This is a genomic window from Microbacterium sp. R86528 (genome assembly GCF_044596335.1).
Taxonomy (GTDB): domain Bacteria; phylum Actinomycetota; class Actinomycetes; order Actinomycetales; family Microbacteriaceae; genus Microbacterium; species Microbacterium marmarense.
In genome coordinates this window covers 2,323,807-2,346,323 of sequence record NZ_CP138996.1, presented here as the reverse complement: position 1 = coordinate 2,346,323, position 22,517 = coordinate 2,323,807, and the positions used below count along the sequence as shown (strand labels likewise).

Sequence of the window (22,517 nt, the reverse complement as noted above, 5' to 3'; positions counted from 1 at the left end):
CCGCATGTCGCGTCTAGCGGCTAGGAACTGAACGGCCCGCCGGGCGCGTGACCGGTTGACCCCCGGACGATGAGCTCCGTCGTTAGGGCGGGCATGTCTTCGCTTACTGCGTCGTCTTCCGACGACACCGCCGCGAGAACTCCCACCACTGCGCGCTGCCCCATCTCGACGAGGGGCGCTCGCACCGTGGTCAGGGCCGGCGAAATAAGTTCGCTTCCGAAAATATCGTCAAAGCCGGCCACGCTTAGTTCATCCGGAACCACCACCGCAGCCTCTGCTGCGGCCTGCATCAGCCCCATCGCCATCAAGTCGTTGAACGCGACGACTGCGGTCGCACGGGAGGCGATGACGCGGCGGAGCGCTTCTCGTCCGCCTGAGAGTGTAGGGGAGGCAGGCCCGATCTCGACCGCAGCGATGCCGAGCGCTTCGGCGGCTTCGAGGATGATGGTCCAGCGGCGCTCGCTCATCCACGATGTGACGGGCCCGCTGAGATATGCGATTGATCGATGACCCATTTCGTAGAGATGTGACACAAGCGCTTGCGTGCCGCGCTCGACGCCTGGGACGACCGCAGTCACGCCGACGACCTCGCGATTGACGACGACCAGCGGCTTTCGTGAGGCGATCTCGGCGATGCGCTCGGGCGACAGTCGCGTCGTCGCCAGAACGATCCCGTCGACGCTCGGCATTATCTGCTCGATGACATCGGCTTCGGCGTCGCCCGATTCCTGAGACTCTGCGATGACGAGAGCGTACCCGGCACCGGTGGCTGCGAGCTCGGCCCCTCGGACCAATCGGAAGAACAGCGGGTTCGTGATGTCTGCAACGATCAGCGCCAGGGTGTGCGTGCGGCCCGTCGGCAGAGCCCGCGCCATGGGGTTCACGCGAAAATTGAGCTGCGCCGCGGCAGCCCGAATCTTTGCCTCGGTTTTCGCACTCACGCGACCTGGTTTGCCGAGCGCGCGGGACACCGTCGAGGGATTGACCCCCGTCAGCTCCGCGATGTCGTAGATGGTCGGGGCGCCTCCGGACGAGCGACGACGCGTGGGAACGCTGCGCTGGGGTTCGGCATCGGAATCGTCGCTCATTGGGTTGCCCTCTCCGTCGCGGAATACTCCTGCAACTGTGATCTGACCAAAGTCAGCAACACCGCAATCCTAGGCCCAAGCGCGGGTTATCCCCTATCTATGGCAACCGATTGTCATAGATGCGTCTCATCGAATAATGTAGGAGTGCTGAACGAGCGCAGCGCAACCCACGACCGGTTGCCATCCCTACAGCCTCAAGGAGACGACAATGGCCCGTCCGAACTTCCTGTTCATCTCGACCCACGACATCAACCCACATCTTGGGTGCTACGCCGGTGTGTGGCCGGGAGCAGAAGAAGCCGTCACCCCACGGCTCGACGCTCTAGCAGCAGAAGGGGTGCGATTCGACTCCGCGCTAGCTGCTGCTCCCGTGTGCGCCCCCGCCCGATCAGCCATCTTCACCGGTGTCTATCCCACTGCGGCCGGCACTATGCACATGCGTGCGAACGCGGTACCCCCGCCCGAGGTTCAACTCGTGCCCGAGATTCTGCGCCGCGCAGGCTACTTCGCCACGAACAACTGGTTCACCGACTTCCAGTTCGATGTTCCTCCCACCGCGTTCGACTATTGCGGCGATAACGCTCATTGGCGAGATCGGCCCGATCCGCAGACGCCGTTCTTCGCGGCGTTCCACAGCCTGATCACCCACGAGTCGAAGCTGTACGAGGACGGGGCGCGGCTGGTAGACGTCCTGTCGCAGGTTGCACCCGACGCGCGTCGTGATGCGGCAGAGGTGACCCTGCCGCCGTACTATCCCGATCTTCCCGAGTTCCGCACTGCCTGGGCGAACTACCTCAACCTGATATCAGCGATGGATCAGTGGGTCGGCCGCCTGGTCGATGACCTTGCTGCGGACGGACTCTCAGAGAACACCGTGGTGATTTTCTGGAGCGATCACGGAATCGGAATGCCCGGAGGAAAGCGCTGGGCCGCTGAAGCAGGGCTTCGCGTTCCCCTGATCGTCCGCTGGCCGGCCGCGATCGCCGGTGGCCAGGTACGCACCGACGTGGTCGAGACGATGGATCTCGCCGCGACGATTCTGGAAATCGCTGGAGTCAAGGTGCCCGAGAACATGGACAGCGCCCCCCTGATCTCATCGGCCGGCGCGGCGCTGGTGTCGGACGGACTCGCTTTCGGCGCCCGCGACCGCATGATGGACGACGAGGACACCTCTCGCACGGTGCGGGACGACCGCTATCGCTACATCCGCCACATGCACCCCGATCGCTCACCGATGCAGTTCGGCAAGTACCCGGACCAGTTCCCGCCGACCCAGCGTCTGCGGATGATGAAGTATGCCGAGGCGCGACAAGTTGCCGACGGCGAATTGCCGAGCCTGCTGACCGAACCGCAACGCCGTCTGGTCGCAACGACGAAGGAGCCCGAGGAGTTCTACGACCTCGTGAACGATCCGCACCAGACTACGAACCTCATCGCCGACCCCACTGTGGCCGACCATGTCTCGCGCCTGCGCGAGCAGCTCGACCAATGGATGCGCGGCACCGGCGACCTTGGCCTGAAAGACGAACTGGACCTCATCCGTGCGTGGAGCCCCGGAGGCGTGCGCCCTCAGACCGACACCCCCGAGGTCGACATGCAAGAGGGGATGCTTCGCGCAACCTCGACAACCGAGGGAGCATCCATCGGGTGGACCAGGAACGAGCCGGATCTGCGCCCGCCGCAACAGTTCGAAGCCCGACTGGGCAGGCGGATCCAACTCGACCTGCCCTGGAATGTCTACACCGACCCGATCCCGCAAGACGACGGGCCCGTGTGGTTTCGAGCATGGCGGCTCGGCTTCGAGGCCAGCGAGACGGTCCGTATCGGCTGATGAGGTGAGGGGAGTGAGCACATCGCTCCCCTCATGCTCTCGAGCGAGCCTCTTCCTCTGTGACCGCGTACAGAAGCGGCACTCCTGATCTGTGCCGCTCGAACTCTTCGAGGACGAGCTCGCCGAGACGCCAACGCTCCCGTCCCTGAGATCCGGAGGAGTGGCTCGTGAGAAACGCATTCGGCAGGCGGCGCAGCGGCGATGAGGTGGGAACGGGTTCGTCGGTGGTGACATCGAGCAGCGCCGTGATGTCAGGGCGCTTGCCGAGCACTTCGATCAGTGCCGGCTCGTCGATCACCGCACCCCTCGATGTGTTGATGAGCACAGCCCCCGGTTTGAGGGATGAGAGCAATTTTTCGCCGATGACTCCTCGGGTTTCCGGCAAGAGCGGCATGTGACAGCTCACGACGTCACATGCCGCGAAGGCTTGTTCCAGAGAGATGGGGGTAACTCCAAGAGTGCGAGCCGTCTCTGTGCGGAGGAACGGATCGTAGGCAAACACGTCCAGATCGAACGGAGCCAACCTCTCCGCGACCAGCCGGCCAATCGCACCCAAGGACAGCAATGCCACCGATCGCCGATACACACCGGGGATATCTGCACGAGAGGGCGCTTCAAGCTGATCTGGGTCAGCCATTTCACGTGCAACGCGATGAGCATGTTTCAAGCTCAGCACGATTTGCGCCACCGAGAACTCTGCAACAGGTAGGGCGTTCGCGGCAGCCGCAGAGACAATCGGGATCCGACGCCGCCAGAAGGCCAGCGACACGGTCGCCCGAATGGACCCTGCCGCCATCAGAACAAGCTTCAACGACGGGGCATGCTGAAGTAGGCGCTCGTCGAGCTCTGGGGCGCCCCATCCAAGAAACAGGTACTCCACTGCGTTGAGCACACCAATATCCTCGAGGAGTTCTTCCCGGGTCATTGGCGCGCGCGCCCACCGCACCTGATCGCCGAGCGCGGCAAGCACGTGCTCGGGATAGACCTCCGCACGGCGCGCTTCTTCCATCACCACGAGAGCGATCGGACGCTGACTGCTGGCGTGTGGCACTCTCGAGTCTCCTAGGGGTCGGCGCGCTACGGAGCGTCAGTCAATGGAACGGGACTCGCCAGCGAGTGCCAGGTACCGCGCGCGGCGCTCTTGCTGTCGATCGGGGTCGGCCACTGGCGAGGCCAGTAGCAGTTTTCGACTGTAGGCCTCGCCAGGATTCTGCGTCACCTGGGCGGCAGTCCCCTCTTCGACAATCGATCCCTTCAGCATCACTGCGACTCGATGACTGAGGTGCGCCACCACGTCGAGATCGTGCGAGATGAAGAGATACGACACCCCGGTGTCGCGCTGAATCTGAAGGAATAGATCGAGCACGCGAGCCTGGGTCGACAGGTCGAGAGCGCTGACCGGTTCGTCGCACACGATCAGGCGCGGCGACATCACGAGCGCTCTTGCGATCGCGATGCGCTGTCGTTGACCACCGCTGAACTCGCGGGGTCGTCGCCCAGCGGTGTCGCTTGGCATACCGACGTGGTCTAGCACCTCACGCACGCGCTGACGCGACTCCCGCTTCCCCATCCCCTGCACCATGAGCGGTTCGATGAGAATCTGCTCAATGTTCAGCGACGGATTCAACGACGTGTAGGGGTCTTGGAACACGACTTGGATGTCTTTGCTCAGGCTGCGCCGCTGCCGCCGCGTCGCGGTGGTGATGTCGTTGCCCTCGAAGACGATCCGACCCTCTGTCACGGGAACGAGTCCGAGAACGGCTCGCCCGAGCGTCGTCTTGCCGGACCCCGACTCTCCCACCAGGCCGAGCGTCTCGCCCTGTCGGATCTGCAGGGAGATGTCAGAGATCGCTTTGAAGGGTTTGTCGAAGATGTGCTTTCGCGGGTATTCGACACCCACGCTCTCGATGCGTAGGAGTTCATCCTGGAACTGCCCGGCTGCGTCGCTGCTCATCGCCCTGCCTCTCTTTCGGGTGACCCCGGGTCGTCTGAGAGCAGCAACGTCATCGGCGGCTTGCCCTCCAAGACGGAGCTGAGGAGCTCACGGGTATACCCCTCTTTCGGTGCCGTCAGCACGGCACGCACGTCGCCGTGCTCGACCACCGCTCCCGACTTCATGACCACCACTCGGTCGCAGATGTCGGCGACCACACCGAAGTTGTGCGTCACCAGCAGAACACCCATATTCAACTCTTCTCGCAGATCGCGAAGGAGCGCCAGCACGTCCGCCTGGACGGTGACGTCGAGTGCTGTCGTGGGCTCGTCGGCGATCAAGAGGTCCGGCTTGCAACTGACTGCCCCGGCGATCAGAACACGCTGCGCCATACCACCTGAAATCTCGAACGGGTAGGCCGCCATCGTGCGCTTGGGGTCACGGATCCCCACCGTGGCAAGCAATTCGAGCGCGCGTTTCTTCGCTTCGGCACGGGAGATTCCCAGCACCTTGACCATCGGACGGATCAGCTGGTGTCCGACCGTGAAGTTCGGGTCGAGGTTGCTCATTGGCTCCTGCGGCACGTAGGCGATGCGTGAGCCGCGATACGAGTCGATACGCGTGGTCTTAGAGCGCTCGCTGGTCGCATCCACCAGGTACTGCCCTGCGAAGCGCACGAACCCGTGATCGATTGCCGCCCCGTCGGGCAACAGCCCGAGAATCGCAAATGCGGACTGAGACTTGCCGGAGCCCGACTCCCCAACGATTCCCACCACTTCGCCGCGATCGACATGACACGAGAAGTCCTGCACCACCGTCTTTTGCGCACCCGAGGGCTCGGTGTACGAGATCCGAAGGCCCGAAACTTCGAGCAGATGATTGCCCGCACTTTCCCGGGGCACTTCGGAGGCTTCAGGCACAGATTCCGCTGCGCGCGCGATCGTCTTGGCTCGTTCCGCCTGCTTTCGCGTTCGAGCACTCGCTGTCGGCGCATCTTCAAGAGCATCGCGGATCGCGCTGCCCAGAACGATGAATGATCCAACCGTGAGAGAGATGATAAGCCCGGGCCAGAAGGCTAGGAGGGGCGCTGTGTAGATGTTCAGGAAGCCCTCACTGAGCATCGCTCCCCATGTCGGCACAGCGGGCTCACCCAGCCCCAGGAACTCCAGGCCCGCCTGAATCGAGATCGCGACACCGCACAAGAGCGCAACCTGAATCACGAGCGGTGCCCGCACGGCGAACAACACGTGCCGTCCCACGATGCTCAGATCCCCCACGCCGGCGACGCGTGCGGCATCGACGTAAAGCTCGTTGCGTACGGCTCTCACCGTGGTTCGGGTCAGGCGGAAGAGCCCCGCAGACATCAGAATTCCGAACACCGTCATCGAGATCCACACCGACTTGCCGAGCGACGCACTTGCCGCCAGGAGCACGATGATGGCGGGCAACGACATCAGCACGTTGGTTGACCAGCTCGCGATCGAGTCGAACCATCCTCCGAAGTATCCGGCGCTGAGACCCGTCGGCAGGGCAATGAGCACCGCGACGCTTGCGGCGAGAGCGGCAGCGAGCAGCGTGCTCTGTGCGCCGATCATCAACCGACTCAAGATGTCGCGGCCAGCGCTATCCGTCCCGAGCAGATGCTCTGCACTCGGCCCTTGGAACGCGCTACTCAGCTCAGAGAAGTTCGGGTCATACGGGCTTATCCACGGCGCCAGAATCGCGGCGAGGATGACGAGCAAGAGGAATCCTGAGGCGAACGCCCCCAGCGGGTTGCGGAGAACTCTGCGTACAGTGCCCCCGCGCGGTGCTCGAGGAGGGCCCACCGGACGATCGAACGAAACTTCATCTGGGACGGTCATGCGACACGCGCCTTCGGGTTGAGCCAGCCGACTAAGAGGTCGACGAGCAAGTTCACAATGATGACGACCAGCACCACATACACGATCACTCCCATCAGCAGTGGCATGTCGCCGATGACCGATGCTTGAAGAGCGAGGAAGCCTACGCCAGGGAGCGCGAAGATCTGCTCGATCACGACTGCTCCGCTCAACATGTTGATGAAGTGCAGAGACAAGATCGTGAGTCCGGCCGGGGCCGAGGCACGAAGCACGTGGCGGTAGAGCACCTCGCGGTTTGACAGCCCGCGGCTTCGCAACGTCCGGACCCAGTCCATACTGAGCATCGAGATCATCGAGCTGCGGATCTGCTGCGCGGTAGAAGCTATCGCGCTGATCGCGAGAGCCGCGACGGGCAAGGTCAGAGAGTAGGCCCATGGGCCTAGGCCTTCAGCGATGGGCTCGTATCCGATCGCCGGGAACCAGCCGAGCTGAAGCGCGAAGATGGTCACGAGCGCGATGGCCATGACGAACTGCGGCACCGCATCGCCCGCGACTGATATGCCCTGCAGGGTGCGGTCAATCGCGCCCCGCTTCACGGCTGCAGTTACGCCTACAAGCACCGACAGGATCGCCGTGACCAGCGTCGTGAGGACGACGAGCGACAACGTCACCGGAAGGCGCAGCAAGATGCTGTCTAGTACCGGCTGACTGGTGAACCACGACACTCCGAAGTCGCCGGTCAGCGCGCCGCCGAGCCAGTCGAAGTAACGCGAGACGATCGGCTGGTCTAGACCGAGCTCAGTAGTCTTCTGCGCCACTTGTTCCTCGGTGGCGACCTCGCCGAGGATGTTCCTCGCGACATTCTGCGACGAGTAATAGAGCAGAAAGAAGGCAAGGGTAGATACGACGAACAGCACGGCCACGCCGGATGCCAGTCGTCGAACAAAAAAGAGGATCATGATTGCCGATCTGACTCGGGGTGACGGGCGGCCGCGTACCTTCGCTGACCGCCCGCCACGCGCGAGGTGCTAGCTAGCGGGAGTGTAGTAGTAAATGGACGGCACTGCTTGCGAGACCTGCGTCTCGACGTCGGTGCCGCTGTCAGTTACGTACACGAGAGAGGGCCGATAGAAGGGTGCGAACCATGCATCCTCCGTCATCACCGCGTTCATCTCCTGCTGGGCGGCTTCTGACTCAGCCTCGGTACCGAACTGCATCGCTTCCAGTGCCTCGTCCAGACGCGGGTCAGTGTTGTGGAACGGGTTGTACACCGCGTCAGGCGTGAACAGCTGGTTGGCCATGATCCAGGTCGGCCCCTGCGCGTTGGGCTTCACCGAAGCGACATAGTCACCGGACGAGACGACCGTGATGCCCTCGCTGCCGGGACGCTCGTTCCACGTGACATTGATTCCGATGTCGCCGAGGTACTGGCTGACCGCTGCTTCGAAAGCAGGGTCCACCAGCACGGCGGGAATCTCGAAGTCGAATCCGTCCTCGTAGCCGGCCTCGGCCATGAGCTCTCGCGCCTTCTCGGGGTCGTAGGCATAGTAGTCCTCGTACTCGGGAACGAATGCCGGCGAGCTTTCAGGGAAGATCTGAGAGGTGGCCGATCCGAGGCCAGCTTCGATCTGAGCAATCATCTCGTCGCGGTCGATCGCATAGTTGATCGCTTGGCGCACGCGAACATCGCCGAGCGGCTCGAGCACCGTGCCGTCACGGTCGAGCAGCATGATGCCACCGAAGTTGACTTCTGACAGGTGGTCAACGAGACCGCCCTGGACCGCCTGCTGCTGCGCCTTCGGCGTCAGCAGGCCTGCGTCGATCTGACCGGCGAGCAGCGCGTTCAGTCGCGCAGTCGCATCGGGAATCACACTGAGGATGAGTTCGTCATAGTGCTGCAGCGACGGGTCCCAATAGTCTTCGTTCGCTGTGAAGGTGTACTGCGAACCCGGCACCGAGGCATCGACGTCCATGATGTACGGACCGCTGCCTACCGGCTGGGTGTCGATCTTGCCGGCCTCGATCGCGGTCGGGCTGCCGATGAAGCTGGCCTGGACCGAGAGGTTGAAAAGCAGGCCGGGATCCGGCTCGCTGAGTGTGATGACGACGGTCGTCTCGTCGGGTGCAGATATCTCGCTGACCAACCCCATCGTCGACGCTGCGGGGCCGTTGCCTGCCTTCAACCGATCGAGGTTGAACTTCACGGCCTCGGCATCCAGTCGGGTGCCATCGGTGAAGTCGACGTCGTCACGGATCGTGAGCGTGAGCTCGGTCGAGTCGTCGTTGTACGACCAGTCGGTGGCGAGCATCGGAACGATCGTGCCGTCCGGCTCCTGCCGCAGGAGCGAGTCGTACTCCGGCTGGAAGAACTGCCGGTGATGCGCGAAGTGAGCCTGTGCCGGATCGAACGAGCTGACTTCGAGCACCGTCGCGATGGTGATTGAATCCGCACGATCGGACGATGCAGCTTCTTCGTTTGCCTCACCGCTGCTGGACGCGCATCCCGCCAACGCGAGTGCAGTCGCCACGGCGACACTCGCCGCCAGTGTTTTTCTTACAGGGAACTTCATCGTTGCCTCCTCAGGTGCGCGGCGCCATGCCGCGGGTTGTACTGCGCTTGTGACGCTCGGGTCACGAACATACTCCGAAAAGTTGTTGTGCAACCGATTGTCATGCAAACATTGAAACGAGTCAACCCCAGTGGCATAACGATCACGTCACCTCGCTCCGCGAGTGCCACACTGGACGTTGACGCACCCCGGTGGCACCGAAGCCGCCGGACGGCTCCTCGCGAAAGGTGGACACATGCCAACTTCCCCCAATATCGTGATCGTATTCGCCGACCAGCTGCGAGCCGACGCGCTTGGGTGCTATGGCAATCCGATCACTGCCACGCCTGCGATTGACGAGCTCGCGGCGAGGGGTACGCGCTTCGACTCGGCCTATACCCCCTCTCCCGTATGCGTGCCTGCACGCTCATCGTTCATCACCGGCCTGGAGCCACAGCATGGCGACTGCTTCGACAACGAGATGCCCACTTCGCCGGCATCCACATTCATGGACGAACTGAGTGCGGCAGGCTATAGAACGCATGGTGTCGGCAAGATGCACTTCACCCCTGACACTGGTGCCCTTCGCGGGTTCCAGACCCGCGACACCGGCGAGGAGTTCGGCTCGGCCGATACTGATGACTACATGAAGTTCGTGTCCGAAAGGGGTTTCGACTTCGTAGAGCATCCCCATGGGCTGCGTGATGAGATGTACTACGTCCCCCAGCTATCCCCCGTACCCGAAGAGCTTCATCACTCTCACTGGGTCGCGGACAAGAGCATTGAATTCCTCGAGAAGAGTGGAGGCGATGATCAGCCGTACCTATTGTGGGCGAGCTTCATCGCACCCCATCCGCCGTTTGCGCCACCGTCCCCTTGGCACCGACGGTTCGAACCATCGGTGATGCCCGACCCCTTCGTCCCGCCGGGAAGCCCCGAGCTGATGACGGTATACAACCGGTTGCAGAATCGTTACAAGTATCGGGATGGTGGAGTCGATCGGCGTCTTGAGCAACTGCGCAAGGCGTACTACTTCGCGTCGGTCAGCTACCTCGATTCACAGGTCGCCCGAATCATCGCGGCGCTTGACGCATCAGGTCAGCGCGAGAACACTGTCGTCCTGGTGACCGCCGATCACGGCGAATTCCTGGGGGATTATGGAAGCTACGGCAAGCGATCTTTCCTGGATGCGGCGGCGAAGATCCCGCTCATCGCCAGTGGCCCGGGGTTCGAGCCGTCCATACGCGACGAGCCGGTGAGCCTGGTCGACGTACGTCCGACTCTGCTTGAGCTCGCAGGTGCCGAGGGAGAACCTCGCGATGGAACAAGCCTGCTGGATACAGCTGCTGACCGAACAGTGTTCGGCCAGTTCCAGGACGGAGCGTTGGGTCTTTACGCGGTCATCACCGATGAGTGGAAGTACATTTGGTCGGCGTTTGACCGCGGGGAGTATCTGATCGACAGAAAGCGCGATCCCCGAGAGACGCTCAACGCCGCCTACAGCCCCCGTAGGCGCGCCACGCTCAGCACGATGCGAGCGCTCGCTCGCGAGCACTTCGAAGACCTGCACGAACTTGATTTCGACGACGCGAGCTCCAACGTGCCATTGCAACTCGGGAAACGTCCGAGCCCAGAAGCACTTCACGCACTGGCCGCCCTGGGGATTAACCCTGAAGCATCGACGCTTGTGGTCCGTGGCGGACCTTGGGAGCCGACCATCGAAGCGGACTAGCACGCGACCCACCTCGACCCAACCCGACGGATCGGAAAACGCATGGAGTTGACGGAACTCACCCAAGAGGTCCTCGCTGACTGGTGCGATGCATTGTTGCGCCATCAAATCTGGGATCCCGATGTTCCTGCTCGGCACGGCGCATTGATGTGCCCGGCGTGCGACATGATTCATGGACGCTGTTGGGAGGCTGCGTACCCACTGATGCATCGCGCGAAGGCCACTGGCAACCGTTCTTACCTCGATGCCGCGGTCAGACTTGTTGAGTGGTCAAACACAATCACGACCGAAGACGGCGCCTGGTCGAACGACCTCGACCCGACTTCTTGGCTCGGCACAACGATCTTTGGCGCTATCGTTCTCGCCGAGGCGCTGCACCATCACTCCGACCTGCTCTCGGCAACGCAACGCACGCAGTGGCACGCGCGACTGCGTCAGGCTGCCGACGGGTACCTGTGGCGTGACTTCGTGAGTCTGGACTTCACCAACGTCAACTACGGGTTGTCTGCGGTCTACGGCTTCGACCTCATCGGGCGGGTACTGGGCGAGCACAAGTACATCGAGCGCAGCGAGCAGCTCGCGCGACACATACCCGAGTACTTCACGGAGCCTCATTCGTTGCTCTTTGGCGAGGGAAAGCCGACAAGAGGCGTGAGCGCGCGCGGACTGCGCGCCGTCGACCTCGGCTACAACGTCGAGGAGTCGTTGAACGGCGTCGTGCTTTACGCACTCGAACGGAACGACGAGCAGCTGCTGTCGCTCGCGCAACGGTCGATGGAAAGCCATCTTGCGTTCATGCTCCCCGATGGGGGATGGGACAACAGTTGGGGCACCCGACAGTTCAAGTGGACGTACTGGGGCAGTCGCACCACGGATGGCTGCCAGCCTGCCTACGCAATGATGGCGGATCGCAATCCTGCCTTCGGAGCGGCCGCCCTGCGGAACGCCGAACTTCTCGCGGCGGCGACCGCAAATGGCTTGCTGCACGGCGGTCCGCACAACGCAGCCCGTGGCGTTGAGCCGTGCATCCATCACACCTTCGCGCACGCGAAAGCATTCGCGTTCCTTCAGGACAATCAGGCACGCCTCCCCCGCTTCGATCCTGCGGCACCGCTTCCGCGCGCAATCGCGCATGACGTGCAGCACTTTCCCGAAGTCGCCGTGTGGCTTGCATCTCGCGGCCCGTGGCGAGCCACGGTGTCGGCGTACGACTCCCTCTACCGCACGGGAAGCGACCCGGATCACATCCTGCAGGCGACCGGAGGTTCGTTGTCCGTTCTCCACCACGAACGTCTAGGAATGGTCCTCTCTGGCAGCATGGCCAGATACATTCGTGTGGAACCCCGCAACCAGCAAGCGAGTATCACCCCCGATTTTCCGCTGACGCCACGAATCGAGACTGTTTGGGAGGGGCGTCGGTTCACCAACATTCACGATCTCGACGCTCAGGTGAACGTCAGCGACGATGGCAACGTGATCGTCTTCAACGTCGACGCTACGCTCGAAGACGAAGATCATCAGGCGCTCGGAGAACTTGGCGTCGGAGTGAACCTGCGGTATACCCTTGAGGCCGACAGCGCCATCATCTCGGCGTCCTACGAGGCTGGCGATTTCGTTTCCGACCCGATCGAGCTGATCCTTCCGATTGTTTCGCGCTCAGACGAGATTGTTCGGCACGTAACCCCGCAGAGGATTGAGGTCACGAAGCCCACCGGCGTCTTGGTGATCGAAGCCACGACGTCTCTGCGAATTGCTGAGACAGGCACAGAATCAGATCGCGTCTTCAACCTCGTTCCAGGGTTCGAAGCGCTTCCGATCGTCGTCTCACTCGACGCATCAATGGGAGCGACTGCACAGTGCGCCCTCAGCACCAGGATTACTGGGACGACTCCGCTGGTTCGCTGACCTGGCGTCGCCAGTCATCCAGAAGCTGTGCGATGGCAACAGTCTCGCCCCACGTCACTTCGGGTAGCTCCGAGCGCCCATCGGCGATGGCACGCGACACTGCATCGGCCTCTGCCGCGAGCGGATCAACGCTAGACACAGATATGGGCCGGCCCTGCCTCCCCTCCCGATAAACAACCGCCGTCGTGCCACTCGCAGACCGACTCCCCCACATCTGGTCGGACTCGAACCACCCCTCAGTGCCACGGATCACCAGCCGAGTAGGCAGTGCTCGCACGATCGACGTCTCGACCTGCGCGGTGAGCGACCCGATACGCACCTCGGCCTCGGCGGACTCATCGATCCGCGCCTTCATCTCCGCGCCCGTGGATGACAGCGAGGCTTCCGCGACCATGCCGGCTTTCCCCGCCCAGTGAGCGATACCGACCGCCATTGACACCGGATAGCATCCGACGTCGAGGATCGCCCCACCGCCGACCGCAGCTGAGAACAGCCGAGACGATCGATCCCTGGCCGCAAAGCCGTACGGCGCCGAAAGCGACAGCGGTAGGCCGATCTCGCCCGACGACACGATGCGCCGTAACTCCTGCGCCAGCGGTCCAAACCGATACTTGTATGCCTCCAGGAAAGGCAATTCCACACGGCGCGCTGTCGCGATCACCTCCGCTGCGCCGGCGCCGTCGATGCTGGCCGGTTTCTCACACAACACAGGTTTTCCTGCGTTCAGTGCGGCGATGGCCAACTCTGCGTGAGTGGTATGCACCGTGCCGATGTATACCGCATCCACATCGTCCCGGTCGATGACCTCTCGGTAGGTACCGCTGCCCGGAGCGCCGTAGGTGTCGGAGAACTCTCGCGCCCGTTTCGGACTCGAACTGCCCACGGCCTGCAAGCTGCCGTGAGCAGATCGCGTCAACGACTGGGCGAAGTCATGACTGATCCGGCCCGGTCCGAGTATCGCCCATCGCGTCCGCCGCGAATCAGCCATGTCAGAAGCGGTCCGCGAAGCCGAGGGATGTCAGATTCTCATAGGAGGTCGTCAGCGCCTCGAGCGGTGTGCGACCGTAGCGCTGGTCCTGCTCAACGAACGCGTGCCTCACACCGATGCGTTCTGCCTCGGCGATGATCGCGGGAAAGTCGAGGGAGCCCTCGCCAATCTCGGCGAACTGCACGAGGTCCTTGAACGTGTCGTGCACCGCAGTGGCTTCGCCGGCGCGGTAGCGGTCGAATGCCTCGGCGGGCACGCGACCAATGCGATAGTCCTTGAGGTGCACGAGTGAAACGCGATCTGCGTAATGCGCGAGTGTGCGAACGGGATCGAGTCCTCCGCGATGCACCCAATGCACGTCGAGCTCGAGTGACACCGACGGACACCGCTCGGAGATGATATCGAGCACGTAATCCGACCCGAAGCGCATGAAGTCGACGTGGTGGTTATGGTACGACAACGTCAGTCCCTGCTCCGCCAAGCGAGCACCATACCCCTCGATCGTCGCGCAGAAGTCGTGCAGCGCCTCAAGCGAGCTCAGCGCTTCGTATGTGAGGATTCCGATCCTCACATGCTTGGCGTCCAACGACTTCGCATCGGCGACAATCTTGTCGAAGTCGCCCGCCAGGGAGTCGAAGGGCGATCCCTCAGGCGCACTCAGCAGGCACGACACCGCGGTGACCTTTATGTCCAGCTCATCTATCGAGCGCGCGAGCTCAGCCACAGTGAGCGAAGTCATCGGAATCTGGCTCACTTCGATGGAGCGATAACCTATGCTGCGCAGCTTTTGAAGTGTTGTGAACACGCCGTCTTCGGCGATTAGCTCTTTGAGCATCATGGCCTGAACACCAATGGTGATCATGTAATTCTCCTTGTCGGAATGTCGATGATGATCCGCGTCATCGATCGACGCTGGACGTGGAACGTGGCGCGAACTGGTTCTCTTCGGTGATGCGACGGTTCAGCTCCTCGAGGTAGCGGGTCTGGTCGAAGTCCATTTCGACTTCTTCGCCTAGCCAGCTCGACAGGTGAATCGCGTTTGCAAGTCGTACTCCGAGAATTCCGTCCGATCCCGGTGCGATCAACGGTGTATCGTCAATGATGTTGCGGGCAAAGTTCTCCAGAACGCCCGCGTGCTGCTCGCCCCACTTCGAGGTGAAATCGATCGTCTCGCTCGTGTAGAAGCCGGCCGGATCCAGCTCGCCCGAGAACACGCGTGCCACCGACGCCGCGTCGATGCTCGCGCTGATGTCCTGCTCAGTCCGCTCATAGCGTGTGATGGTAGCCACCCTGCTGTTGTCGACGACGATCTTCCCCTTTTCCCCCACGATCTCCAGGCGGTCGGTGCCCAGAAGGTCGTGCGTTGAGGTGGTGAACGTCCCAGTCGTGCCTTGACCGAAGTCCACGAGAGCCGTCACCTCGTCCTCGACAGCGATGTCACGCTGGAAGCCGTATGACGCCTTCGCGAACACTTTCTTCGGCGCACCGCACAGCCACTGCCAGAGGTCTAGCTGGTGCGGCGCCTGATTCACGAGGACACCACCACCTTCACCACCCCATGTCGCTCGCCATGCGCTGGACTCGTAGTAAGCCTGTGGCCGCCACCAGGTAGTGATGATCCAGTTCGTGCGCAAGATCCGTCCGATCTCGCCACGGTCGATAACCTGCTTCAGATGCTGATACAACGGGTTGTTACGTTGGTTGAACATGATGCCGAAGGTCAACTCAGGATGCTGCGCGGCGAACGCATTCATCTCGTCGACCTGCTGCGTGTAAACGCCCGCGGGCTTCTCTACGAGCGTATGAACCCCGCGCGCTAGCGCCGCCATTGCGTGTTCGGGATGCAGATAGTGCGGCACACATGTGACGACCGCGTCAATCTCGCCGCTCTCGAGCATCGTGATGTGGTCATCGAAGACCTCGACGTCGGGATGCTCCGACCGAACGCGATCCCTCTTCGAGGAGTCAGCGTCCGCGACGGCGCACAGCGACAAGCTCGGCACCTTTCCCTCCGCGATGAGTCGGGCGTACATCGAGCCCTGGGTGCCGTAGCCGATGATTCCAAGTCTGACGGTGCTGCTCATGAGCGGCGTCCTTTCCAGCTGTAAGTGACGGATGAATGGCTGCTCGCTAAGCGGGCAAACCGGCTTGACGATAGACGGACTGAATCAGGTCGACGCTCTTGCGCGCGGTGGGGCCGTCGATCCAGAACTGTTCCGCGCCGTCCAGGCTGTCGTAGAAGTCCTCGATCAGGTACTTGTGCGACAGCCCCCAGTACGAGCGAGCGCCTGTTGCCGGATCTTCGAAGACGCGTTCTGTCCGGCCGTCGTTCCACACCACCGTTAGTTCACCAGCGAGCCGCAGCGTCGCTTGATCCGTCGTGACGTTGATGGTCACCGGGTCATTGGCGCCATTCGCCAATGTCGCGAAGAATACGCTCTGAGCGCCTCCGGCATGCGTGATGACCATGTCCGCCGTGTCTTCGACGTCGATGTAGTCGCCCAGCATTCGCGTGCTTGCGCTGCCGACGACCGATACGGCATCGCCCAACATCCACAGCAACAGATCTATCGTGTGGATCGCTTGGTTCATCAGCAACCCGCCCCCGCCACTCAGCCATCGCCCTCGCCACGGACGGCTGGCATAGTATTCCGGCGTTCGGCTCCACATCACGGTCGCGTTCGCGCCCGACACTGTGCCCGCCTCACCCGATGCGATCAGTTCGTGCATCCTGCGCACTGCGGGGTTGTAGCGATTCTGGTAGCAGACGGCCAACCGGGCCGTCGATCGATCGGCAGCGGCCAGAAGGCGATCCATCGCTTCGCCGGATTCCGCGAGCGGCTTCTCGAGAAGCACGTGCACACCCGCCTCGAGAAAATCGATAGCGACGGGAGCGTGTTCGTTGTGAGGTGTACACACGTGAACGATGTCGGGGTGCGCCTCGTGCAGCATCGTGCGGTGGTCGGCGTACCCCGAAACCCCAGTGGCTGCCTCTGCTCTGACGCGACGCTCGACATCGGTGTCACAGACCGCGACCAGCTCAACACTCTCAGAAGCTGCGATGACATCCAGGTGCACAGTCGAGATGTCGCCGCATCCCACGACCGCTATGCGTCGTACGGGACTCATCGAAGATCGATCCCCAACTCTCCAGCCAGCCCCCTGAACGCTCGGGCAGCATCGCCGAACGCTCGCGGACCAGAGAATCCGCCGAGTTCGTGCGCCGAAGCGAGATGTGGTTCCAACGACGCGAACCCCGTGTACCCGCCATCACGCAGGGCGGTGAGCGTCTCTGCGAGTTCGCCGTCGCCTTCACCTGCAGGCACGATCTCACCGCTCGCAGCGATCGCGTCCTTCACTTGCAAGTAGTCTACGTAGCCGTTGAGCATGGACCAGCCCTCCGTGAACGGACGGCAGCCGACCTGCACGAAGTTGGCGTTGTCCCAAGCCAGACGCAACGACGGCGAGCCCACCGTCTCTACGAGGTCGAGCACGCGCTCAGGGGTGTCACCGTAGATGCCTTTCTCGTTCTCATGCAGCAGCATCACGCCCTCTCGCTCAGCGAGATCCGCGAGCGCCCGCATTCTCGTCATCACGTCGTCGCGCACGTCGGCGGCCGACCGGTGACCCGCACGGTAGAAGGAGAAGACGCGGATGTTCCGCGTGTTCAGGGCATGCGCGACTTTGATGACGCGCTCCAGCCGTCCCACCTCGTGGTCGACTGGTAGCGAGACGTCCACCTTCCCAATTGGTGAGGCCACCGCCGAGACGCCGAAGGCTCGCTGGCTCAGCAGTGACGCGAGCCGCTCGACCGCATCTTCATCAAGATCGACGACGTTGATGCCCCACGCGCTTCGTACTTCGATATGCGATGCCCCGACGGCCTCCATCACCGCCAACTGCACGACAGGATCAGGATCGATCTCGTCTCCAAAACCTGACAGCGTCCATTCGGCGCTCATCGCTCGCCACCTTTCGTTCCGACAGGGTTCAATTCTGTGGTTGTGCCGCACATCCGCAGCCAATCGGCCGCGGCGAAAACGATGTCGTCGACGGTGCCCGAGACATCGATTGTGACTCCGGCTTCGTCCGCTTCGAGGGCTTCGAGCGCCGCAATCTGCGACGAGAGAAGTGTGGGGGGCATGAAATGATCGCTGCGCGCCGCGGCCCTTGCCGCGAGGAGCGCCGGGCTACCCGAGAGGTGCACGAACACAGCCGAAGGCGCCGCAGCCCGCAGCCGATTCCGATACCTCCGGCGCAAGGCCGAGCAGGCAACTACCACGCCCGTGCCGCCTTCCGCCTCGGCGAGTCTTGCGCCGACGGCGTTGAGCCAAGGCCCGCGGTCATCGTCCGTCAGCGCCTGCCCAGCTGACATGCGTGCAATGTTCACCGCGGGATGCAGATCGTCTCCATCGACGAAATCGACGTCGAGTTCACGTGCAAGCTCGGCCCCAACCGCAGATTTTCCCGCTGCTGAGATCCCCATCACCACGACGACCGGCGAGTGCTCCAGCGCATCACCAGTCATGCACGGTTCCATCGGCGAGGCGGTTGTACGGAAGGTATGCCTGCTCGTACGGGTATTTGCCCGCTTCATCGACGTTGAGGCTGACCCCGAGTCCCGGTTCATTTCCAGGATGCAGATAGCCGCCCTCCCACGTAAATGTCTGTTCGAACACCCGGTTGGTGCGATCGCCATGCGGCATGTACTCCTGGATGCCGAAGTTGTGGATCGCCAGCCCCAAATGCATGGCGGCGGCCATGCCGACGGGCGAAATGTCGGTGGGACCATGCATCCCGGATTTGATCTGGTACTGGGCCGCGTATTCCAGCGTCTTCTTCAGCGGCGTGATCCCACCCATGTGGGTTACCGCGCCTCTGACATAGTCGATCAGCTGATCGCGGATGAGGTCTTTGAAATCCCATACCGTATTGAAAATCTCGCCGATGGCCAGCGGGGTTGTGGTGTGCTGCCGCACAAGTCGCAGCGCTTCTTGATTCTCAGCGGGCGTGCAGTCTTCCAGCCAGAAAAGATCGTACGGCTCGAGAGCCTTTCCGAGCTTTGCCGCCTGAATCGGTGTCATCCGATGATGCCCGTCATGGAGCAGCGGCAGATCAGGACCGAATTCGTTCCGCACTGCTTCGAAGACGCCCGGAAGATGCGTGAGATACGCACGAGTGTCCCAGTCCTCCTCGGTCGGCTTGTTGCCCCGACGAGCCGGCTCGTGGTCATAGCGCGTTTCGGCGTCCGCCATACCTTGCGCCTGCGACGCGATCCCGTAGATCGCCTTCAACCCGGGCACGCCCGTTTGGATTCGCATCGCCCGATAGCCGTGCTCGAGATGCATACGGACCGAGTCGAAGAGCTCGGAGTTCGTTTTTCCTGACGCATGCCCATAGGCCAGCAGTCCACTTCGACTGGCGCCACCGAGAAGTTGGTACACCGGCATACCCGCCGCTTTGCCCTTGATGTCCCACAAAGCCATATCGACGGCAGCACTGGCCGCCATCGTGACAGGCCCTCGGCGCCAATAGGCGCTGCGGTAGAGAAACTGCCAGGTATCTTCGATGCGAGCCGCGTCAGATCCGATCAGCAGGGGGACGACGTGCTCCGTCAGGTACGCGACGACGGCCAGTTCCCGACCGTTCAGTGTCGCGTCACCTAGCCCGACCAGTCCATCGTCTGTCGTCAGCCGAAGCGTGACGAAGTTGCGGTCAGGACTCGTGACGATGACTTCTGCTTTGTCGATGATCATGGATTCTCCTTTGAGCCGGCGCATTTCACGGTGTTGACAACCGATTGCTTACTGGGCGTGCTCGAATGCTTGTGTCGCAAGGTTCTCGCACCCCATCCGGATGCGTTGCATCGCTTCTGAGTCGTGGACAAGCGTCGCGGACAGCAGCGAAACCAAGGCGCGCACCGGGTCTTCGGCGGCTACTGCTGCCGCAACACCCTCGGATTGCGACTTCGGGGCAGCGTGCCCCGCAAGAAGCCAGGCGATCCACGAACTGATCGCAAACAGACTCGCATCGGCGTTGCTGCCGCGCGCAAGCGATCGCTCTGCGACGGCGGCGAATCTGACGCGCGCCTTCACGTTGCCATGTGCGGCGATCTGCTGGAGCTCGTGCACGATTCGCGAGTTCTCGAATCGTGCGATCAGCTCTGCCCGGTAGTCGACCGTTTCGACCGCTTCCGGCATCAGATCCGCCGCTTCTCGCCAGAAAGCGTCGACGGCATGCCTACAGGACGGCTCGGCAATGGCTTCGACCACTGTGGCGCAGCCTGCCAACATGCCGCGGTACGCCAGGATGGAATGCGCGCCATTGAGCAGCCAGAGCTTGCGAATCTCCCAAGGTTCGATCGCGTCGACGAATCGGGCACCCGCGGTTTCCCACTGCGGTCTTCCCGCGGGAAAATCGCCGGCAAGCACCCAGTCACTGAACGGCTCGGTGACGACCGGCACCGCATCGATCCACTCCCGTCCGGCGATCGTCGCCGTGTGGGTTCCTTCGAAGCTCGGGGTGATGCGATCGACCGAGGTCGTAACGAAGGACACCCGCTCGCCGATCCATCGTGCCAAGTCCGCATCGACCAGGGTCGCCAGCATGTCGAGCGCGCGCGCCGTCACATGGCCGTTGTCGGGCAGATTGTCGCATGACACGACGGCGATCGGCCCAGCTCCTGCGCGCCGTCGCGCTTCCAGTCCCAGCAACAGCCGCGTGAGCGCCGCCTGTGGTTCACAGGTGAACAGGCCGCGCCCGCCCCATGCTTCACGAAGCTCGTCAAGGTCCTTCCGCACGACCGCATCGCGAAGATCGACGCTTCCGTCCGCGCTGAGCCGGTACCCGGCTTCGGTGATCGTGAGTGTGACGATCGCAACGTCCGGATCGCTGAGCAGTTCGATGAGTCTCTCGACACACGCACCATCGTTGGTCTCGACAATGCTACCGATCAGCTGGGACCTGTCACCGTCTGCAGCTCTTTCGATGAGGGTGTACACGCCTCCCTGCGCGCTCAGCGCATCAGCAAGTCGGCGACTCCGCCCGGTAAACGCAGCGATACCCCATTCATGGGCATCGACTGCGCGAGCGGTATAGAAGGCTTGATGCGCACGGTGGAATGCACCGAGGCCAAGATGGACGATTCGGATGGGCGGTGTAGACACGCGAGAGCCATCCTCGCCGAGTGCTGACCGTGACAGCAGGCTAGTGCTCACAGCTTGAACACCTCGCGCGGGATGGTGTCGACAAGATCTTCCGCGATGCGGCGAGCCATCGGCAGCGATACCCGTCCCTCGTGAACAAGGCGCGCAAGGAACGCGGCGTCGAGACGGCGCGAGGTGTCATGACGTGCAGGTATTGAGCAGAATGCCCTGGTGTCGTCGATGAACCCACTGGATCGATAGAAGCCGGCAGTCTCGGTCACGGCGGAACGCCAGCGAAGGATGGCGTCCGGCGCGTCAAGGAACCACCACGGCGCGCCTATGTAGACGCTCGGGTAGAAGCCAGCCAATGGCGCGATTTCACGTGAGTAGGTTGTCTCATCGATGGTGAACAAGACAAGGTGAAACCCGGGGGCGACGCCGTATTTCTGCAACAGTGGGCGGAGGTTTTCGACGTACTCCGTGCGCACGGGGATGTCGTGCCCCATGTCGGGCCCAAAACGCCGGAGGGTTTCAGAATGATGGTTGCGACGCACACCGGGATGAAGAGTCATCACCAATCCGTCTTCGACGCTCATGCCGGCCATCTGCATCAGCATGTGACCGCGGAACAGTCGCGACTCATTCGGATCGAGCTGGCCCAGCAGCGCACCGGAGAACAGCCGTTCTGCCGCCGAACGGTCCAGGTCTGCGGTGAATGGTTCGTACACGCCGTGGTCCGCCGATACTGCGCCGTTCTCGACGAAGTGCGCACGCCGCTCCGCGAGCGCACACAGGTAGCCGTCGAAGGTGGTGCGCTGAGCAGTGGCGCTGAGCAGCTGCTCGATGCGCACGCCGAACTCCGGGGTGTCGGGATCGAGGTAGGCATCCGGACGGAAGGTGGGCAGCACTCGCCCAGAGAACGTGGGGTCTGCCGCCAACGCGCGATGCTCACTGAGGTCGTCAAGCGGATCGTCGGTAGTGGCCAGCACCTCAATGCGGAAGCGCTCGAACAAGGCTCTTGGGCGAAACCCCGGAGTCCACAGTTCCGCTGCAATTCGGTCGTAGAGCTCATCCGCATTGTGCAGGCTGAGCTCTTCGGTAATACCAAACAACGTCTCCAATTCGCGAGTCAGCCAGTAGCCGCTCGCTGTTCCGGCATAACGGTGCCAATTCGCTGCGAACAGACGCCACACATCGCGCGGAGCGACCTGCGAACCGCCGCCCAGGCCGAGCGAAGATAGCTCGTGGCCAGCTGAATGCAACACACGCGTCACATAGTGATCGTGAGTGATCAACAGATCCGTAGGGTCTGAAAACGGAACATCGTCGCTGATCATCCTCGGCGAAACATGGCCATGTGGAGACAGGATGGGAAGATCAGCGACCGATTCGTAGAGATCAATCGCGATGCTTCGAACCTGGGCATCGGCAGGCATGAGGTACCCGTCAGCGAGATCTGGCAACGTCGGCATGGTCTCTATCTTCAGTGACGCCGGCAGGTTTTG

At 62.4% G+C, this 22,517-nt stretch carries 18 protein-coding genes; 3 read left to right on the top strand and 15 right to left on the bottom strand.

Annotated features, from left to right (window positions below; translation table 11 throughout):
- Positions 1–20 precede the first annotated feature (20 nt).
- Entirely contained in the window at positions 21–1,088 is a 1,068-nt protein-coding gene (locus SJY18_RS10835; RefSeq protein ID WP_396667564.1) for a LacI family DNA-binding transcriptional regulator, read from the bottom strand.
- A 208-nt stretch (positions 1,089–1,296) separates the two neighbouring features.
- On the opposite strand from SJY18_RS10835, the gene SJY18_RS10830 reads away from it, so the two are divergent.
- Entirely contained in the window at positions 1,297–2,919 is a 1,623-nt protein-coding gene (locus SJY18_RS10830) for a sulfatase (protein ID WP_396667563.1), read from the top strand.
- Between the two features lie 31 nt (positions 2,920–2,950).
- Here SJY18_RS10830 and SJY18_RS10825 read toward each other — a convergent pair whose 3' ends face one another.
- The 5 genes from SJY18_RS10825 to SJY18_RS10805 form a co-directional block, all read right to left on the bottom strand.
- Complete coding sequence (locus tag SJY18_RS10825; RefSeq protein WP_396667562.1) at positions 2,951–3,970, bottom strand: hydroxyacid dehydrogenase; 1,020 nt, start codon at positions 3,968–3,970, stop codon at positions 2,951–2,953.
- Positions 3,971–4,006: 36 nt separating this feature from the next.
- Positions 4,007–4,873, bottom strand: coding sequence for an ATP-binding cassette domain-containing protein (locus SJY18_RS10820; protein ID WP_396667561.1), 867 nt, complete (start codon positions 4,871–4,873; stop codon positions 4,007–4,009).
- Positions 4,870–6,714, bottom strand: coding sequence for a dipeptide/oligopeptide/nickel ABC transporter permease/ATP-binding protein (locus SJY18_RS10815; RefSeq protein ID WP_337337027.1), 1,845 nt, complete (start codon positions 6,712–6,714; stop codon positions 4,870–4,872). The genes SJY18_RS10820 and SJY18_RS10815 overlap by 4 nt, the downstream gene beginning before the upstream one ends.
- The gene (locus tag SJY18_RS10810) at positions 6,711–7,652 is read right to left on the bottom strand and encodes an ABC transporter permease (RefSeq protein ID WP_337337026.1); all 942 of its coding nucleotides are present in this window, start codon (positions 7,650–7,652) and stop codon (positions 6,711–6,713) included. Before SJY18_RS10810 ends, SJY18_RS10815 begins: the two co-directional genes overlap by 4 nt.
- Before the next feature lie 69 nt (positions 7,653–7,721).
- Positions 7,722–9,263: an ABC transporter substrate-binding protein gene (locus SJY18_RS10805; protein WP_337337025.1), complete on the bottom strand. Its 1,542-nt coding sequence runs from the start codon at positions 9,261–9,263 to the stop codon at positions 7,722–7,724.
- Positions 9,264–9,498: 235 nt separating this feature from the next.
- On the opposite strand from SJY18_RS10805, the gene SJY18_RS10800 reads away from it, so the two are divergent.
- Positions 9,499–10,974, top strand: coding sequence for a sulfatase (locus SJY18_RS10800; RefSeq protein WP_396667560.1), 1,476 nt, complete (start codon positions 9,499–9,501; stop codon positions 10,972–10,974).
- 42 nt (positions 10,975–11,016) lie between these two features.
- Positions 11,017–12,879 carry a hypothetical protein gene (locus SJY18_RS10795; protein WP_396667559.1) on the top strand — a complete coding sequence of 621 codons (1,863 nt, stop codon included), beginning with the start codon at positions 11,017–11,019 and terminating at the stop codon, positions 12,877–12,879.
- Here the strand turns inward: SJY18_RS10795 and SJY18_RS10790 are convergent.
- Genes SJY18_RS10790 through uxaC form a run of 9 tightly spaced genes read right to left on the bottom strand, consistent with a single transcriptional unit; the run spans position 12,851 to position 22,484 of the window.
- Positions 12,851–13,867, bottom strand: coding sequence for a Gfo/Idh/MocA family protein (locus SJY18_RS10790; RefSeq protein WP_396667558.1), 1,017 nt, complete (start codon positions 13,865–13,867; stop codon positions 12,851–12,853). The genes SJY18_RS10795 and SJY18_RS10790 overlap by 29 nt on opposite strands.
- 1 nt (position 13,868) lies before the next feature.
- Complete coding sequence (locus SJY18_RS10785) at positions 13,869–14,729, bottom strand: sugar phosphate isomerase/epimerase family protein (protein WP_396667557.1); 861 nt, start codon at positions 14,727–14,729, stop codon at positions 13,869–13,871.
- Between the two features lie 37 nt (positions 14,730–14,766).
- Positions 14,767–15,951 carry a Gfo/Idh/MocA family oxidoreductase gene (locus tag SJY18_RS10780; protein ID WP_337337020.1) on the bottom strand — a complete coding sequence of 395 codons (1,185 nt, stop codon included), beginning with the start codon at positions 15,949–15,951 and terminating at the stop codon, positions 14,767–14,769.
- Positions 15,952–15,997: 46 nt separating this feature from the next.
- Positions 15,998–16,996 carry a Gfo/Idh/MocA family oxidoreductase gene (locus SJY18_RS10775; RefSeq protein WP_337337019.1) on the bottom strand — a complete coding sequence of 333 codons (999 nt, stop codon included), beginning with the start codon at positions 16,994–16,996 and terminating at the stop codon, positions 15,998–16,000.
- Positions 16,993–17,829 carry a sugar phosphate isomerase/epimerase family protein gene (locus SJY18_RS10770; RefSeq protein ID WP_396667556.1) on the bottom strand — a complete coding sequence of 279 codons (837 nt, stop codon included), beginning with the start codon at positions 17,827–17,829 and terminating at the stop codon, positions 16,993–16,995. Before SJY18_RS10770 ends, SJY18_RS10775 begins: the two co-directional genes overlap by 4 nt.
- Positions 17,826–18,395, bottom strand: a complete 570-nt coding sequence (locus SJY18_RS10765) for a gluconokinase, GntK/IdnK-type (protein WP_337337017.1) — start codon at positions 18,393–18,395, stop codon at positions 17,826–17,828. Before SJY18_RS10765 ends, SJY18_RS10770 begins: the two co-directional genes overlap by 4 nt.
- The gene (manD, locus tag SJY18_RS10760) at positions 18,385–19,623 is read right to left on the bottom strand and encodes a D-mannonate dehydratase ManD (RefSeq protein WP_396667555.1); all 1,239 of its coding nucleotides are present in this window, start codon (positions 19,621–19,623) and stop codon (positions 18,385–18,387) included. The genes SJY18_RS10765 and manD overlap by 11 nt, the downstream gene beginning before the upstream one ends.
- Before the next feature lie 48 nt (positions 19,624–19,671).
- Positions 19,672–21,033, bottom strand: a complete 1,362-nt coding sequence (locus tag SJY18_RS10755; protein WP_337337015.1) for a mannitol dehydrogenase family protein — start codon at positions 21,031–21,033, stop codon at positions 19,672–19,674.
- Positions 21,034–21,080: 47 nt separating this feature from the next.
- Entirely contained in the window at positions 21,081–22,484 is a 1,404-nt protein-coding gene (uxaC, locus tag SJY18_RS10750) for a glucuronate isomerase (RefSeq protein WP_396667554.1), read from the bottom strand.
- Positions 22,485–22,517 lie beyond the last annotated feature (33 nt).

What these genes read in the sequence shown, in the direction of transcription:
- SJY18_RS10810 (WP_337337026.1), bottom strand. Translation starts at nt 7,652, where the DNA reads ATGATCCTCTTTTTTGTTCGACGACTGGCATCCGGCGTGGCCGTGCTG.
- uxaC (WP_396667554.1), bottom strand. Translation starts at nt 22,484, where the DNA reads ATGCCGACGTTGCCAGATCTCGCTGACGGGTACCTCATGCCTGCCGAT.
- SJY18_RS10820 (WP_396667561.1), bottom strand. Translation starts at nt 4,873, where the DNA reads ATGAGCAGCGACGCAGCCGGGCAGTTCCAGGATGAACTCCTACGCATC.
- SJY18_RS10800 (WP_396667560.1), top strand. Translation starts at nt 9,499, where the DNA reads ATGCCAACTTCCCCCAATATCGTGATCGTATTCGCCGACCAGCTGCGA.
- SJY18_RS10835 (WP_396667564.1), bottom strand. Translation starts at nt 1,088, where the DNA reads ATGAGCGACGATTCCGATGCCGAACCCCAGCGCAGCGTTCCCACGCGT.
- SJY18_RS10795 (WP_396667559.1), top strand. Translation starts at nt 11,017, where the DNA reads ATGGAGTTGACGGAACTCACCCAAGAGGTCCTCGCTGACTGGTGCGAT.
- SJY18_RS10775 (WP_337337019.1), bottom strand. Translation starts at nt 16,996, where the DNA reads ATGAGTCCCGTACGACGCATAGCGGTCGTGGGATGCGGCGACATCTCG.
- SJY18_RS10790 (WP_396667558.1), bottom strand. Translation starts at nt 13,867, where the DNA reads ATGGCTGATTCGCGGCGGACGCGATGGGCGATACTCGGACCGGGCCGG.
- SJY18_RS10785 (WP_396667557.1), bottom strand. Translation starts at nt 14,729, where the DNA reads ATGATCACCATTGGTGTTCAGGCCATGATGCTCAAAGAGCTAATCGCC.
- SJY18_RS10770 (WP_396667556.1), bottom strand. Translation starts at nt 17,829, where the DNA reads ATGAGCGCCGAATGGACGCTGTCAGGTTTTGGAGACGAGATCGATCCT.
- SJY18_RS10780 (WP_337337020.1), bottom strand. Translation starts at nt 15,951, where the DNA reads ATGAGCAGCACCGTCAGACTTGGAATCATCGGCTACGGCACCCAGGGC.
- SJY18_RS10830 (WP_396667563.1), top strand. Translation starts at nt 1,297, where the DNA reads ATGGCCCGTCCGAACTTCCTGTTCATCTCGACCCACGACATCAACCCA.
- SJY18_RS10815 (WP_337337027.1), bottom strand. Translation starts at nt 6,714, where the DNA reads ATGACCGTCCCAGATGAAGTTTCGTTCGATCGTCCGGTGGGCCCTCCT.
- manD (WP_396667555.1), bottom strand. Translation starts at nt 19,623, where the DNA reads ATGATCATCGACAAAGCAGAAGTCATCGTCACGAGTCCTGACCGCAAC.
- SJY18_RS10765 (WP_337337017.1), bottom strand. Translation starts at nt 18,395, where the DNA reads ATGACTGGTGATGCGCTGGAGCACTCGCCGGTCGTCGTGGTGATGGGG.
- SJY18_RS10805 (WP_337337025.1), bottom strand. Translation starts at nt 9,263, where the DNA reads ATGAAGTTCCCTGTAAGAAAAACACTGGCGGCGAGTGTCGCCGTGGCG.